Annotated in this window: 10 protein-coding genes; 4 read left to right on the forward strand and 6 right to left on the reverse strand. The window is 40.4% G+C overall.

Annotated elements, in window-relative coordinates:
• Positions 1 to 9 precede the first annotated feature (9 nt).
• From M472_RS33595 to M472_RS33605, 3 genes are all read right to left on the reverse strand, one after another.
• Positions 10 to 3,471, reverse strand: coding sequence for a SusC/RagA family TonB-linked outer membrane protein (locus tag M472_RS33595; protein WP_021070298.1), 3,462 nt, complete (start codon positions 3,469 to 3,471; stop codon positions 10 to 12).
• Between the two features lie 4 nt (positions 3,472 to 3,475).
• A complete protein-coding gene (locus tag M472_RS33600) occupies positions 3,476 to 4,669 on the reverse strand; it encodes a FecR family protein (protein ID WP_021070299.1) in 1,194 nt (397 codons plus the stop codon).
• 96 nt (positions 4,670 to 4,765) lie between these two features.
• Positions 4,766 to 5,365, reverse strand: coding sequence for an RNA polymerase sigma factor (locus M472_RS33605; protein WP_021070300.1), 600 nt, complete (start codon positions 5,363 to 5,365; stop codon positions 4,766 to 4,768).
• Positions 5,366 to 5,676: 311 nt separating this feature from the next.
• Between M472_RS33605 and M472_RS44505 the strand changes: the two genes are divergently transcribed.
• Both M472_RS44505 and M472_RS33615 read left to right on the forward strand, forming a co-directional pair.
• Positions 5,677 to 6,318, forward strand: a complete 642-nt coding sequence (locus M472_RS44505) for a MauE/DoxX family redox-associated membrane protein (RefSeq protein ID WP_021070301.1) — start codon at positions 5,677 to 5,679, stop codon at positions 6,316 to 6,318.
• Between the two features lie 159 nt (positions 6,319 to 6,477).
• A complete protein-coding gene (locus tag M472_RS33615; protein ID WP_021070302.1) occupies positions 6,478 to 6,813 on the forward strand; it encodes a hypothetical protein in 336 nt (111 codons plus the stop codon).
• A gap of 56 nt (positions 6,814 to 6,869) precedes the next feature.
• Here M472_RS33615 and M472_RS33620 read toward each other — a convergent pair whose 3' ends face one another.
• The 3 genes from M472_RS33620 to M472_RS33630 are packed head-to-tail and all read right to left on the reverse strand — an operon-like array spanning position 6,870 to position 13,048.
• Positions 6,870 to 8,309: a TlpA family protein disulfide reductase gene (locus tag M472_RS33620; RefSeq protein WP_021070303.1), complete on the reverse strand. Its 1,440-nt coding sequence runs from the start codon at positions 8,307 to 8,309 to the stop codon at positions 6,870 to 6,872.
• 9 nt (positions 8,310 to 8,318) lie between these two features.
• Positions 8,319 to 9,683, reverse strand: coding sequence for a RagB/SusD family nutrient uptake outer membrane protein (locus M472_RS33625; protein ID WP_021070304.1), 1,365 nt, complete (start codon positions 9,681 to 9,683; stop codon positions 8,319 to 8,321).
• Positions 9,684 to 9,694: 11 nt separating this feature from the next.
• On the reverse strand, positions 9,695 to 13,048 hold the full coding sequence (locus tag M472_RS33630) for a SusC/RagA family TonB-linked outer membrane protein (protein WP_081643149.1): 3,354 nt from the start codon (positions 13,046 to 13,048) through the stop codon (positions 9,695 to 9,697).
• A gap of 939 nt (positions 13,049 to 13,987) precedes the next feature.
• Between M472_RS33630 and M472_RS33635 the strand changes: the two genes are divergently transcribed.
• Positions 13,988 to 14,557: a hypothetical protein gene (locus M472_RS33635; protein WP_021070306.1), complete on the forward strand. Its 570-nt coding sequence runs from the start codon at positions 13,988 to 13,990 to the stop codon at positions 14,555 to 14,557.
• A 181-nt stretch (positions 14,558 to 14,738) separates the two neighbouring features.
• Positions 14,739 to 15,866, forward strand: a complete 1,128-nt coding sequence (locus tag M472_RS33640) for a DNA modification methylase (protein ID WP_022829335.1) — start codon at positions 14,739 to 14,741, stop codon at positions 15,864 to 15,866.
• Positions 15,867 to 15,868 lie beyond the last annotated feature (2 nt).

A 15,868-nucleotide genomic window follows, 5' to 3' on the forward strand; every position in this document is an offset into this window, starting at 1 on the left:
CTGATCGTTTTAAAACCCAATATTTAAACTTCCGACCAAAATTCTAGGAATTGGAATAAGCGATCCTTGGTTTATTTCCGGTTCAGCGGCATAAGCTGACCATTTGTATAAATTTTGGATATTCATAGCGACTCCCAAGCTCTTGACTCGCAGTTTTTTCAGTAATTGTTCGGTAAGGTTGTAAGAAACGGAAAGATTGTTCCATGACAAAAAAGACGCATCTACTGGAGTTGTCGGCAACTGAAGACTGGTAGTTGTAAATTTGCCATAAATCGCTTGATCTCCCGGATATTGCCAATGCCCCTCCAGTACACTTTTTGAATAGATGGCATTTTTCATACTTCCATATGCTAAGGAACGGATTAAATTATTTCCCAATTGTTTCGAAAAAGCAAACTGGGAAGAGATACCGAATGATTTCCAGTATAATCGGAAGCCAAAGCCTCCCGCATATCGAGGATTCATGTCATAAGACTTATTTCGATCGTCTTCAACACCTGGTTGGTTAGAAGATATTGAGGTAATGTATCCATCGCCATTGTGGTCTTCAAAGGCATACTTACCTGTCAAAGGATCTATTCCGATAAAGTTCAAATCGTATATAAGATTGGTTGAGTATCCAATTCTATAAACATTCGCATAAGGAGAGTCCTCCAACCCTGGGTATGAAATCAGTTTATTTACGGTTCTTCCCCAATTAAAATCAAAGTTCAGATTCCAATCCGTTTTTTTAATAACCTGTGCATTAAGCATAAATTCTAACGATTTGTTCTGAATATCGGCGGCCCAGTTACTAGTTACGCTTTTAAACCCCGTATATATAGGGATAGGGATTTCGGTTAATTGTGATCCCGACCTGCTTTCATTAACAGCTGCAGCAAAATTAATGCGATCATCCAGAAAACCTATATCCAACGCCAGTTCGGTAGATCGCAATGATTCCCAACGATACTCCATATTAAAAGGGGCAACTGGCATAAAAGGTTGGACTCCATCATAGGGATGAAACTTGGTAGATGTCTGCTGGTCAAGAACAGAATACAGACTTAAATATCTATAATCCCCAACTGCATCAGACCCGGTCAAAGCATGGTTTCCTCGGAACTTGAGAAAACTAACCCATTTTGGTAAATGTTGCTTTAACCACCTCTCCTCAGAGGCTATCCAAGCCAAGCCCACAGAACCAAATAAGCCGAACTGTTTGCCTGGGGCGAAGCGCGAGGAACCGTCTCTTCGTCCATTAAGATTTAAAATATATTTGTTCTGCCATTGATAATTAAGCCGCATAAACAATGAAGCATATCTGTATTCTGAAAACTGGGTAGAAACATCTTTCATCAAAGCATTATTGATACTGTTCATCATATCATCAGCCTCAAATAATCCTGTCACTGCATTCACATCTGTAGAGCTGGTTTGATAGCTCGTTCCTAACAGTGCACTGAGATTGCCGCCTAAGAAGTATCTACTGTACGAAAGCTTAGGTTCTATCATCAGACTGTTAACATCCGTCTTGTTGAACAATGCAGTCGAGATAGCCGCAGACAGTGGGTTCATAGAGATCTGTGGGATTGACACATCACTTTTATTGTTGGATTTGGTATAACTGGATAAAACCTCCAAATCGAATCCCCTGAAAATATTGACATTAAAAATCAAAGAAGCCATAAGATTATCTGTCTTGATCACATTTGGCCTCAACAGATACTCAAAAGGATGACTATAAAAAGGGGAATTTGTCGTATTCCACTCTTCAAAATTAAGGTCTCCATTATCGTTGAAAACTGAGGGCGCATTAGGCACCTGCAATGCTTGGTCGAACGTGGTAGCAATAGCATCCGTATTACTGTTTGAGTAGTTGATATTTAGATTGGTCCTTAAACGATTATCAAAAGCGTTGTTAGTCAAGTCTACAGAGATATTCCCCACACGATTTCCGCCTTCATAATTATATAAATCTTTATTCTTCGTATAGTTACCGTTCAGCCTGTAAGTTGTGCGCTGATCTCCGCCACTGATACCTAGACTCACGTTACTCTTATACCCTTCATTAGAAAGTGATTTCATCCAATTTTGCGATCGTGAAGAATTCCAAATTGTCAAATCTGGTGCGTTCTCGGGAGTCGGAGTTATACCATCGTTGTGTAACGCTTCTCTACGAACAGCAATATATTGATCCAAAGACAATAATTTGGGAAATTTTGAAACCCTTACTATTCCATGGGTAACATTGGCGCTGATTTTGGCTTCGCCTACCTGACCTTTCTTGGTGGTAATAAGGATTACTCCATTGGCAGCTCTAGATCCATAGATTGCGGTGGCATCGCCATCCTTCAGCACTGAAATACTTTCTATATCTTTGGGGTTGATATGGAACAAAGGACTCTGACCTCCTGTCATGGACCATCCATCCTGAATCAAACCTGGCGACACTCCTTTGTTATATGGAAAAGCTCCTGGAGATGCTATAACATTGATGGGCACACCATCAACTATATAAAGGGGTTCAGTAAGTGCATTGGGATTAAGGCTTTTCTTACCGCGAAGCTCAACTTTGATGGGTGCACTGGAATGTGTAGAAGTGGGTTGTACTATCAGTCCCGGGACACGCCCTTGCAATGCCAGCAAGGGATTCATCACGGGTTGTTTTTCTATTTCTTCTGCTCCTATTGTCACCACATTACCTGTACTAAAACGTTTAGATTGCTGACCATAAGCAATAACCTGTACTTCGTCCAAGGACGAGGTACTCTGCGGAAGCAATAAAGCCATCGATCCCTTTAAGGAATTTAACAGAGCAACTTCAGGCACCTTGGTAAGATCCAGGCTATCTTTTCTCTCTTTCCTCACCAACTGTACAGCACCTCCTCGACGTACCACACGAGCAGATTCTAAGCCCATCATAGTGATATCGATAGACTCGCCATCTTTGACCAGTAATTGGAACTCGCCTTTATTATTAGAAGTTGTACCTTTGAGCTTACCCACCACACGAATAGTCGCTCCTACTATGGGTTGATAGCTATTATTCAACAACACCCCTTTTACCGTATCATTTTCCTGCCTTTGAGTTAACGCAAGATTGGAATTCTCTATAGTCTTACGCTTAGCCGGCGTATAGCTGAAAGTGACATTCTTCTCGTGTACACTGAACTGTAAAGGAGCGATCTTAGACAATGCTTCCAAAAAATCAAGGAGAGACATCCGCTCAGTAGGTACCCGCACCCGGGGCACCTCTGAGAAGAGATTCTGATTGGCCAAGACTTTAAATCCTGTCTGCTCGCGTATTTCGTCAAATACCTGTTTGAGACTCAGGGGGCTGTTCTGTATATTGATCTCCTGCCCAAACGCATGACCTGAGAACAGCAACAATACCCCGAACATTCTCCATAAAAATGGGTTGAAAGTACGCCATCGATTTGGATTTAGCCATGCTATGGCCCGATAAAATCTGATAAACAACAATTTCATAATATTAGGATTGGTTTTCGTTATAAATCGTGAGTACGCGGTTTTCGAAATGCAGGGACAGCCCCAAGGACCGCAATATCATAAGAAAGCTCTTCAGGCTGGTCGTTCTGTCGATGTCTCCTGATAAGACCAGCTGAGGCAACGCGCCTTGGTATTGTACGTCAATATCATACCAACGGGCGATCTGCCGCATCGCATCTTTGAGCTCGACCCCCTCAAAATCAAAGCGTCCATCCTTCCAGGCTCCTATCTGGCCTAAGCTCACCTGATTCAGCGCAAATTTCTGATCACCACGTCTTATGCTGGCCTCTGTTCCAGGGGATAATAAAACAGGGGATATATGTCCTTGCCCTGGCGCCTGAGCTGCCTGGAGTTTTACACTTCCTTCCAGTAGAGCAACCTTGTGCTGGGAGTCGTCTTTATAAACGCTCATATTGAACTGTGTGCCCAGTACCTGTACTTCAAGGGTATTATGTTTTACAAAAAAAGGACGTTCTTTATCATGTTGCACATCAAAATACCCCTCTCCCTCTAAATGCACAGCTCTATTGCCTCGGGCAAATCGCGTAGGGTAACGTAGACTGCTGCCGGCATTAAGCCATACCTTTGTACCATCGCTCAATACCAACTGTACAATTTTACTACCACGGGGATTGGTCAGCGTATTGTAGGTTATAGGGTCTAATCCTTCTTCGGAAACTTCATAACGGACACCCTCCGCCGTCCTTCGCAAATCACGACCGAGCGCAAGATCCGAAGATAGACTGTCTAATATAACAGACCGCCCATCGGCCAGCGTGATATAGGCTTGTTGATCCAATGGGGCTGTAATCTGCTCGGCCCGCTGATAAACTACTTCATAGGGATCGATCAGGACTGCAGATGTAAAAAATACTTTCCATACGGTCAAAGCGGATAAGGCCAGAATAATACAAGCCGCGGCTATACGCCAAGATAGAGAAGGTAAGCGTCTGCTCGTCCTTCCTAATATCTGATTTTCTATCGAACGCAGTCTATTGACAGACAAACTAGGTCCATTAAAATCTGGCTCTAAAAAGGAGGCATCGATAGCAGCTTGAAGTCGTAACCGATAGGTGGGCTCTTCCACATAGGTAAAGAATTCATCTATCTCATCAATACTCAATCCGTCCGCTAAATAGGACTGTAATAATAGTTCAAATCGGTCTTCTTGTCTCATACGTTTATAATCTTGAAGATCATTATATCCCCAATCTATACGTAAAGACAGTTAGAACAGACAGCCCTCATACTGAAGGTTGTATTTTTTTTAAAATTATTTTAGGATAGGGTAAGTGACGATATACAATAACAGGTATTCCATACCGTATTTCTTAAGTTCTTCGCGGATATTACCCAATGCTCTGCTCATATGTATACGTACCGTGCCGGGAGAAATTCCGAGCTCTTCGGCAATCTCGGCATAGGTCAAAAACTGTTCTTTGGCCAACTGGAATACCAAGCGCTGTTGCTGAGGCAATCGGTTGATAATCTCCTGCAAATAAGTGGCAAGGTGCCTTTCGCGAAGACGATAGTCTGTAGAATTCTCGTAGATAGGCTGTTCGGTAATCCACTGTTCTCTCATAGCCTTATCCTTAGCCAGCTTTTGAAGATAGTTGACCAAGTAATTGCGACTCACGATAAACAACCAGTTTTTAAAACTGTCTAAATCTGCAAGGGTATCCCGCTTCTGCCATACCTTCAAAAAAATATCCTGCAATACTTCTTCTGAAAGTGCTGTTGACTTTAAATAACTATAAACAACCTTAAAGACGGGATCCTGATAATGTCTAAAAATCTCTACGAAAGCTTCCTCATCGCCTACAGAAATGCGCTGGAGCAGCTCTCTTTCTCCGATTATCTCTTGCAATATCATAAGTTAGTTTACTTGATTAATGATGAAAGGTAGTTATTTTTTCTCATATTATTATGAACAAGCCAAGAAATAAAATATTGAAATACCACCAGACTCAGAGCCACTTACGTATCATCTTACCGTGCCTTGAGCATAAGAAAACTCTCATCCATATTATCAATACGATGGCTTTGATCTGTTATTGAAATTCAACAAACAAAAGCACGATAAAGCAATAATAATCTGAAAATCACCCCAAAAGTCGTATTATAACCCCTATCAAATCGTGTAAGGACTACCTCCTGCCCTGTTATTCGCTCTACCTTTGGATTATGAAGCAATGTAATACAAAGATGAAAGCGACCATACTACATATCACCCATCACAGCATCCGGATATTTCTGATGCTCTTTTGGCTATATGTAGCTATGGATAAGATTTGGGATCTGCCTCAATTCCACCATTCCTTACTCCAGCAGCCATTTCCAGAGTGGTGGGCAGACATCCTTGTTTGGTTCCTGCCCGTTACCGAACTAACGATCGCCATCCTGTTTGTGCCGCGAGGAAACAGCGCATTCACATCAGGTAAGTTTCTACGCTACTCAGCTTTTTTATGGAATCCTTACTTCCTTTCGGCTGTGTTGCTTTTTATCTTCTCGATCTATATTGCTTTGGGTGTACTGGACGTGTATACCGAGCGACCGTGTGGTTGTGCTTCCGCATTGAGCAGCCTCTCTTGGACCTGGCATCTTGTTCTCAACATATTCCTATTGCTCCTGTCCCTAATGGGGTGGTACCTATATCATAAGTCATCCAAGGCGGTGCCATCACGATACAAATGGAGAAAAGCCATACGACTGTTTTTATCGCATATCGTAGTGGATGTTGTCTGTTTTCTGGTTTATATCATCACGGTTGTCAAAATGTTTAAAATGCGTTTTGCCCTATTCCCGGGCAGGCCGGTACGGAGATAAATTATGATACGTGGGGCTCCGCGTCAAACTTGCAAAAGAACACCCGAGGTACTAACAGGATGGATACCCCTCGTAAAAGCAATGTATCTGTCACGATTAAAGAAATTAGAGTTTTTTGTGGGGGTAAACTTTTTTTAAGATTACAAAAAAGGCCTCGATATGAAAGCAATCGCATTCATAAAAAAATACGCTACGGCAGGGATTGCCTTAGCGGCTATAATAGGATTTTCCGCATTTAAAATGAGCGATGATCCTATCCAATCGACAAGGGTATTGGCATACAACAATGCCACTGAACAGTACGAGGAAGTGACAGATTATAATACAAACAAATGTATTCCCGGAACGGAAATTTGTTCATTTACGACCGAGGCAGAGATTGGTTCTGCACCAGGTCAGGTGCCGTCTGAAATACCATTAGACCAGTTAAACGATTATCTACCATTGATGACTCAATTAGGTGATAATCATAAGCAATATGATTTTTCAAAATAATATAAATCAAAAAGCTTCTTTAATCTCCCGCAAATGCGGGAGATTTTAGTTATGGTCTATAATATACTATTCAATACTTCAAAAAACTCTTTTGTGCGACCAACAATAGTAGGTTTTGGTAAAAATGCTGTCACCAAGTTACCATCCTTATCTACCAACATTAGCTGCGGATAACCGTAATAATTATATTTAGACAACATTTCATGTTGATATCCATCCTGACCGATCCAAAGGTCCAACGTCCCGTCGCTAGTATATTGTCCTGACTTTACACCTTCGATAAATTTATCAAAAGTGCGATCTACATTGACAGTAACATGTAGTAGCTTATCCTTCTTATCATAGCAGGCCAGTTCTTTCTCCAAGGCCTTACTCAAATCAATACAGGCACGACAGCCCTTATACCAAAATTCAACTAACATGACTTTCCCTTTCAGGTCACTTAGTGGAACTGAATTCCCTAGCGCGTCTTTTAAAACAATAGGATACACAGGGCGGCCTTTTTCGTTATTGTCGTGCGAAAGTTTTGCGATATTAAGTAACTCTTCTGCCTTTAATAGCTTAAAAATGGAGTCTGGCTCCCTTACCGCTAGCGAATTATAAATTACAAGGTAATCCAGATAAAAAGTAGTTAGCAATTGATCCAGCAAATACCCATTATAACTTTGTTTAAGGTTATGAAACAACTTGACATCAACTTTATCTTTCGTCACTCCAGACATTAATCCAGCTTTCTCCAGCTCAATCAGGTATCGCAGATGAACATAATTATACAGTAATTTGGTATCCCAATTATCCGAACAGTACTCATCTGCCAGATGCATTATTTTTTCAACCGTATTCACAGCAAAATCGTTTAAACGAACACCTTGTTTGTCATACGCTTTGTAACTCATCGAGTTCATCAGTCCCCATATTTTAAAACACTTATAATCGAAAGCAAGCAGCTCTGCTATTTTCGGCAATCTTTCTTTGTAAGCTTGTGCTAAAAAGTCAATTTCACGTAAACAGACTTCTAACTCACTTATTTCTTTATTGTAGTCCGCTTCAGTCGTATTAGTCTTCGCTCCTTTCTTAGTATCTATTTGATGTAATTTATGTTGAAAAAGATATAAATCCTCATTAATATTCGATAGTATGATACCTCTATTCGTAACATTAAGATAGAGCTTAGAATCTTTTGCGATTAATAAAAGGTTGCCCCGAAAGTGAGCCAGTTCAATGCGCAGTCCCGAATCCCCTTCATAATAAACCTTAATATAATAATAGGCTGCAGGATCTTCTACCTCAAAATGGAATCTTCCCTTGCTATCTATTGTATCCGACAGATTCAGCGAATAGAATGAATTGAATTTTGACAGATAATTGGTATGTACTTCGAGATAAACCTTCCCATCGGAAGATATGTCCGCATCCAATCTTCCCGTAATTGAAGTTTTCGCAAAGATAGGATACGTTAAAAAGATAAATAAAATGGTGGTTATATGATTCTTCATAGTAAAGGATTATTTAACAGTTGAAATAATGGTTTCTTCTTCGGGTATTGGAAATACATAAAAGCTTGAATTGGGAGGAAGATGAAACATGGTTCCATCCAAATCCCTGTATAGGTTGATATTCCAACCTTCTTTATTCAGTCTTTTCAGATCAGACCATCGTAAACCTCGCCACGCCAGGCTTTTTCGTCGTTCGTCCAAGATCAGTTCTAACAGTTGATCGTCTGGGATATTTTGAATATCCGTATACCTCCCCGTTTCAAACCGATTCTTAAGTAATGTATTGATATCTGCTATTGCCAAATCATGCTGTCCTGTCCTTGCATATCCTTCTGCTCTGATTAGGTAGATTTCATCCGTTGCCAAACCTGAAAAATCATAGCCACCACCGAGGATATACCCTCTTTTTTTATTGTAGTTACCTACCCTATTTTTCATGTACATAATCGGAAATCGAAGATCATGTGGACTATATTTTTCCAGTAACAAGGTGTCCACTGCTAGAAATAAAATCTCATTGATGGAAGTCAAAAAAGCATTATTGGTATAGTGATTAGAGAAATAGATCACTTCGGACAGATCCTTTTCAAATGGAGTCGCACAGCTTAGACAGATACTGTTATAATCGATCAGTTTATCATATTTCTGTAGGCAGTGGTCTGCATATAACGTTGCATTAGGATAATCTCCCATGGCTAAATATAGGCGTGCGAGTAGAGCAAAAGCTGCCTCCTGAGACGCTCTATTTGGATTATTCAGCGGAAAGGGTTTGCCGTCCAATAAGTCGACTGCCTCCAATAAATCTGTAATAATAAAGCTGTAGGTCTGGTGTACCGAAGAGCGTCCCTCCATCTTGTCGATATCTGCAGATCTACGGAGCGGAAGTCCACTACCAACATCTTCATCTGTTGGATCAAAGACAGGACAAAATGCGGTAACCATATCAGCATAAGCATATGCCCGGTAGAAAAGTGCCGTTCCTCTTATAAAATCCCTACGTTTACCGTTGCCTGAATCGTCTATTTCCGCCAATCGATCCAATACAGCGTTGGCATAAAAAACAGCTTTATACTGCCCGTTCCAATCGGCTTGGTTAGGTTCTCCGGCAAAAGGTCTTTCATTCCATACGTACACGTTTTTTTCGGTCATACTGGGCATCGCATCATAGTCCTTCCTACTGACTATATAATAATCATCACAGGCCGCCAATTTCAGATTGCCGGTTTTTCCGAACACAAACCCATTTTCCAATAGATTTTCCAGATCATCATAATCGGTTAATAAATCAATCTCCATTGAAGGCTTAACCTCCAGAAAAGAACTGTCGCAGGAAGACAGGCAAAACAACAATGCTATTATATTTAATGTTTTCATAATTGTATTTTTTAAAAATTAGCCTTGAAACCGATAGACCAGCTTTGAGGCACTGGAGGACTGGAAATGCTATTGGGATCTATTTCTTGTTTATTGGCCCGCCATAATACAGCTACATTGTTAAAGTAGCCGTAGAGCTGCATCCTTGCCACTGTATTCGCAATGGCGCGTTTGAGAGCAAAATCATAAGTAAGCTGTATATCCTGCAGTCGAATATGATCGCCTCGCTCTACCAATATCTCCGCATTATTGAAAAAAGCGGAACGGTTTGCATTCATAGGATACATCAGTGCTGGTATATAAGTCGACAGCTCATCACCTGGTTGCTGCCACCTGTCCGAATATCCCTCTTGTGCAAAACCATAGGAACTACCATTGAATACATTTCTTCTTCGGAAATGATAATCCATTTTGTAAGTTATATTGAAGGAAAGATTAATAGATTTCCACTGAAAATCGTTACGCCAACTTCCAAAATAGCGGGGACTCCCCGAGCCATGATATTTTATTCGGGATGGATCTACCTGATTCAATATCGCGGTATAATTGGACGATGGCTGATCATTGAATACCCCAATCGGCAAGCCTTGATTATCCAAACCCTGCCAAGGAAAACTAAAAATTGAATTCTGCGGATAACCTACAAGAGGGTTAGACCAATTGGATTCGACAATGGTACGGTTAGAGCCTTTTGCAGCATCATATCTTACGATTTCGTCCTTAATCCAATTGAACAACCAATGTGAAGTCCAGCTAAAATCTCTGTATTGAATATTTCGCGAAGTAATATCTACATCAACACCATTGGTCTTGACCTGAGCCGAATTGCCTCTATATTTGGACAGTCCAACCTGTGGAGCTATAGGACTGTCGCCTATGAGATCAATCCCTTTATGATAATAGTAGTCCAGGCTACCGCGAACCCGATCATTCCACAGTCCGAACACCATACCGACATTCATCTTCTTGATCTTTTCCCATCGAAGGGATGGATTGGGAGGATTCAGAATTTCGGTGTAGTAGGTACCCCACTCATTGATGCCGTTGCTACTGCTACGCCCTATGGTAGAGGTGAGCAGTGCTGAAACCGATCGGTCTACATTACCTGTATAACCAAAGGTCGCCTTGACCTGCATTCTATTCATCCACCCTATATCAAAGAAGGATTCGTTGTGCAGGTTCCATAACAAACCTGTAGACCACAATGGCACACCTTTTTGGTTGGAACTCACACCGAATAGATTAGACGCATCTTTTCTTGCACTAGCTGTCCATACATAACGCTCCTGATAAGTGATGGAAGCATTGCTAAAGTAAGAACGATAACGGTCCACGCCCCCACCTTGACCAGCACCAGTGGGCAACCTACTGGACGAAGAAGAGTTATAGTACAATGGAAATGCATCTATAAAGTTCATCATTGTATTGGCATTGGTGCCCGTCTCCGGATTATAGCCATAATACCTATAGCTGTTGTATCCATTCTTCCTTTCATTGATTTCAAGGCCTGTCAAGACATTGATCTGAAAACCATCAAACAGCCGTTTGGCATAGTTTGCCTGCAGTCTACCATAGTTTTCGATATTAAAATTTTCAGTCCTGTCCAAAATGCCCCCCATAGGAACCGGATACTTTATAATTCCTGTGGTGGGATTGTACTGGGTATAACTATTGATCAAGTGTCTCGCATAAAAGGAATTGGCCTCTGCCAATACCTCCCGTTCGGCTTGCTGATCGGCATACTGGTAACGCGCCACGATGCTCAACTCGGCTGTTGGCCTATAAGTAAGCGCCAGATTCGTACGCAACATCTTGGTCGCTGCCGCTGTACGGTGTAGATTTAACTCCTCCAATGGGCGGTATTTCCAATCCATCAACAAACCTTTACCAACAGAATCGACATAATCTGCCCTAAGTACACCCGATGAAACTGCTAAAGATTTTCCGTCAACATCCAAAATCTGATCATAGGGTGACAGCGGGTTGTAGGTATTACCTGATCCCTTATCATCAGCCTGTGTGTATGACAGTCCCAGTGAAAGTTCCAACTTATTCTGCCAATAGTTGTTAGCCCAGTTACTATTCAAAGTTTTTCTATTTGAAGCATTAGGCCTAGACATAGCAATATTATTGTCATAGCCAGCGGACAGATAGAAGTTAGATTGTTCATTTCCCCCTTGTACACTTAATGCGTACTGTTGGTTCACTCCTGTACGATATAGACGATCCTTGATATCACTGCGTACTTGGTTTCTCCTCAGCTGCCCGAGTTGCATCTCGGCCTGATCTGCTGAAATGGCTTCCAGCTTACGTTTCTGAAAAATATCAACTGCCTGCGGGATATAACTGTACTCGTTGCGCAGGCTTGCGGCATAGTATCCTTTTTCAAACAGAAATTCCTGCATATCAATATATTCACTCGATGACAGTTGTGGTCGATAAAATAGATTGGGTCTATCTGTGATTGTGACATTACTGTTGAGATCTACTTTGGTCCGTTGACTACCACGACCGGACTTAGTCTGTATTACGATGACACCATTACCTGATTTAGCTCCCCATATCGATGCAGCGGCCGCATCCTTAAGTATGGTGATAGACTCGACATCATTTGGATTCAATGTGTTGATGTCTCCCTGAAAAGGAAAGTTGTCGACCACTATCAATGGATTTGGGTCGGCAAACAGTGTAGAGCGGCCTCTTATATTGGCAAAAGCCTGATTGTTTCCCACCTGGTTTTTATCAAACAACACGCCGCTACTGACACCATCGAGACGCTCCAGTAAATTGGTCGAGACTCTCCTACTTAATAGCTTATTATCAACCTGTACGAAGCTTCCCGTAGCTCGTTCTTTGGATATATTCTGATATCCAGTGGATACCACTTCCACTTCTTCGATCTGCTTTTCATTGGCCTGTAGGGCGATATTCAATAATGTAGCTGTATTCTCATAGGCAACCCGTTGCTCCTTATATCCGATATGTTTTGTTAGTAATACTCCTTTAGGCTTATCCACACTGATGGTAAACCTTCCCTCCCTATCTGTAAGCGTGTGTTTCTTATCCACGGTTACAGAAGCTCCTTCGATCGGCTTCCCATCCGAAGTCGAGAAGACCGTACCTCTCAATAAAAGCTGTCTTAGGCCATTGGCCTCCTGCCCGAAGACAGGAGAAACCAAAAGGCCAGTAAACAACACACAAAAAATTATTAATATACGCGACACGTCATTGCGCTGTGTCCCGCTTGTCCCGAAAATCGGGAATTTACTTCGGGAAGCGAAGTGAAGCAATCTATTTTGTTTTATCAGGCAAGTACAGCCCTGCCCAAAGGGCAGTCCTCTCCCAGCCTTTAAAAGAATGTTCATTTTTTTAAGGGTACTATGCAATGATTAGTACATTGCAGATTCAAAAATCAGTTTGATTTTTGAATGCCACCTATCGAGGTCATAATTGGTTTTAAACGTTAGCTGCGTGGCATTTCAAAAAAAGAATACAAGTACCAGCCTTCACATTGTAATAAAAATACAATATGACATACAAACAAATTTGTACCAGTAGAAAGTAATATCTATCTTTAATGTGTCAGATTAAATAATTGATATCAGTCTACTGTACTTTCTTCGTATTGTACTGTGGCTGGTATTCAGAAATAGGGTGCTCTCTTAAGAGCAGTCTCCTTTCATTTTTGTCGTCATCCCGAAATCGGGACGAGCAACCGACCGAAGCGGAGGAATCTGTGAGTTAAATGCAGAGTACTGTAAGAAACTCCCCCTCTTTTCTGTAGACCTAAATATCAACCTTACTCTGGCGGAGCGATAATATTTTTTTGAAATAGTGAATGGAAAAACCGGTGACAGCGATCCTGGATCGGGTCTGAGTGGTTCTTTTTGGTCGTTTCTAATCGTCTCATAATCATTTAATGTTTATAAAAACGATGACGCTCAATAGCTTAAAGAAAGGCAAATTGGTATAAAAACCAATAGGGCGAACTTCTGAGCTTAATGGTTGAGGGAAACCGGCAAAGGAACCCCAGCAGTATAATCTTCACGAGATTTTTCTGCGTTGACCTCCAAAAAACTGCACGAAGCCCGCCCTATTGGCTATAACTTATCTGTAAAGATAGAAATAATCCAATAGATAATGGCGAACTCGCAGTCTTCTCGCTGGTCAAATTTTGCCGGTTTTCTCATACGAGAGACATCGTTAAGGTAGAGAGTTTTGCTCTCCCCTTATTTGTCGCTTTTCAATTAACTAAATCAAAGGTAAACAAATAAATACAAAATATAAAAATATTTTCAATAAATATGAGTCCAAAAAGTGTCATTGAGGAGTTCGTAATAGCGCTGGAGTACTATATGGATTTCTATGGTCTTTATGAATTAGACATAAAAAAATTACTGCACGCTACTACAAATATTGTCGAAAATATCAAAGAGGGGAAAAATGGTCCAACAATAACTAAAGCTGAATCTATATCCCAAATCTTCGGAATAAGATATTATCAGTTCGTTAATCCGGATTTTTTCCCACTCGACAAGGCACAACTCCCTCAGGCAACGATTACAGCAATAAACGAAAGAACAGAAAGTGGCCCACCAGAATCTAAAGGAAAATACAATAAACTCGAATTAAATAAGGCTGTACTTGACGCTTTGAAAAAATTTAAAAGAAAAAAGGAATTTCTTGCCAAAGACGTTTTCGATGCGCTCTCAGATGATCTTAAAGAGAAATTAATATCTCCTACCCGAGTAACTGGTCTTTTCTCAAATGAACTGAAAAGGAATGTCGAAAAGACTGGAAATACTCTAGAAAGATCAGGACCAGGTAGAAAACAAGAATATTACAAATTAATATCATTAGAGTTTAAGGAGTGAGTTAAAAGTAAAAGAAAAAATCAATCTATTGAATTGAACAAAAGTATCCTCTATCCTTTTGTTGAGGATGCTAAATATAACAAGCTACAGTACACAAGGTGATTCAAGGAATTAAGGTCAATATATCTAAACTTAATTAACGAAACCTGTTATACTAACCTGATTTTAAAAGCCATATATAGTGCGTAAAAAAATAGATACAAACAATAAACTTGATCCAAAAATACGATTAAATACGATTTGCCCGTATTTTACGATGTTTCCACTGTCTTTTCCATATCGGGTATTACAAAGCTCAAAAAAGTCAGATATTATCTACGATCCATTTTGTGGTAGAGGTACCACTAATTTTGCTGCTCGAATATTGGGACTGAGCTCTTATGGCGTTGATAGTAATCCGATAGCTCATGCGGTTGCACAATCAAAATTACAGTATGTAGATCAAAATCATATATATTCAAGATGTGTTGATATTATTAATGAATATGACGCTATAGATATTCCACAAGGAGATTTTTGGGAATTGGCTTATCACCCTAATACCCTTATTAGCATATGTCAACTGCGGAATTACTTTATTAATAAAGAATTATTGGATGATATCGACATTTCACTAAGAGCTTTAATTCTAGGTATTTTACATGGCCCCCGAATGAAGACTCAACCTTCATATTTATCTAATCAAATGCCACGTACATTTTCTACCAAACCAAATTACTCTATTCAATATTGGAGAAAAAACCTACTCTCCCCTACAGAAGTCAATTTATTAGATCTCGTTGAAAGACGATCCAAATATATATTTAACGAACATCAAGTAAAGAAAGTTGATGGTGCTATCCTATTAGGAGACAGTAGATCGCTAACAAATACATTTGAAAATAAAATAACCAGAGTAATCACTTCTCCTCCATACTATGGTATGTCAACATATGAACAGGATCAATGGTTAAGAAATTGGTTTTTAGGAGGAAACGACCAGGTAGACTATACAAATCGTGCGCAACTAAAACATGGTTCTGAATCAGTCTTTGTGAACGACTTGGCTAAAGTTTGGGCCAATACTGCACATAGATGTACACCAGATGCTAAATTAACAATTCGTTTTGGAGCATTACCAAGTAAATCAAAAAAGACTCCTCGTGAATTAATAAAAGAATCTTTAACATTAGCAGATTGTGGTTGGGAAATAAGCACTATACGGTCTGCAGGAGAACCGAAATCAGCCAATCGACAGGCAAATCAGTTTAAGGGAACTACTGGTAATTATGTAGAAGAAATAGATGTATACGCCACTTTAAATACATAAAC

It is taken from the genome of Sphingobacterium paucimobilis HER1398 (assembly GCF_000416985.1).
GTDB classification, from domain to species: domain Bacteria; phylum Bacteroidota; class Bacteroidia; order Sphingobacteriales; family Sphingobacteriaceae; genus Sphingobacterium; species Sphingobacterium paucimobilis.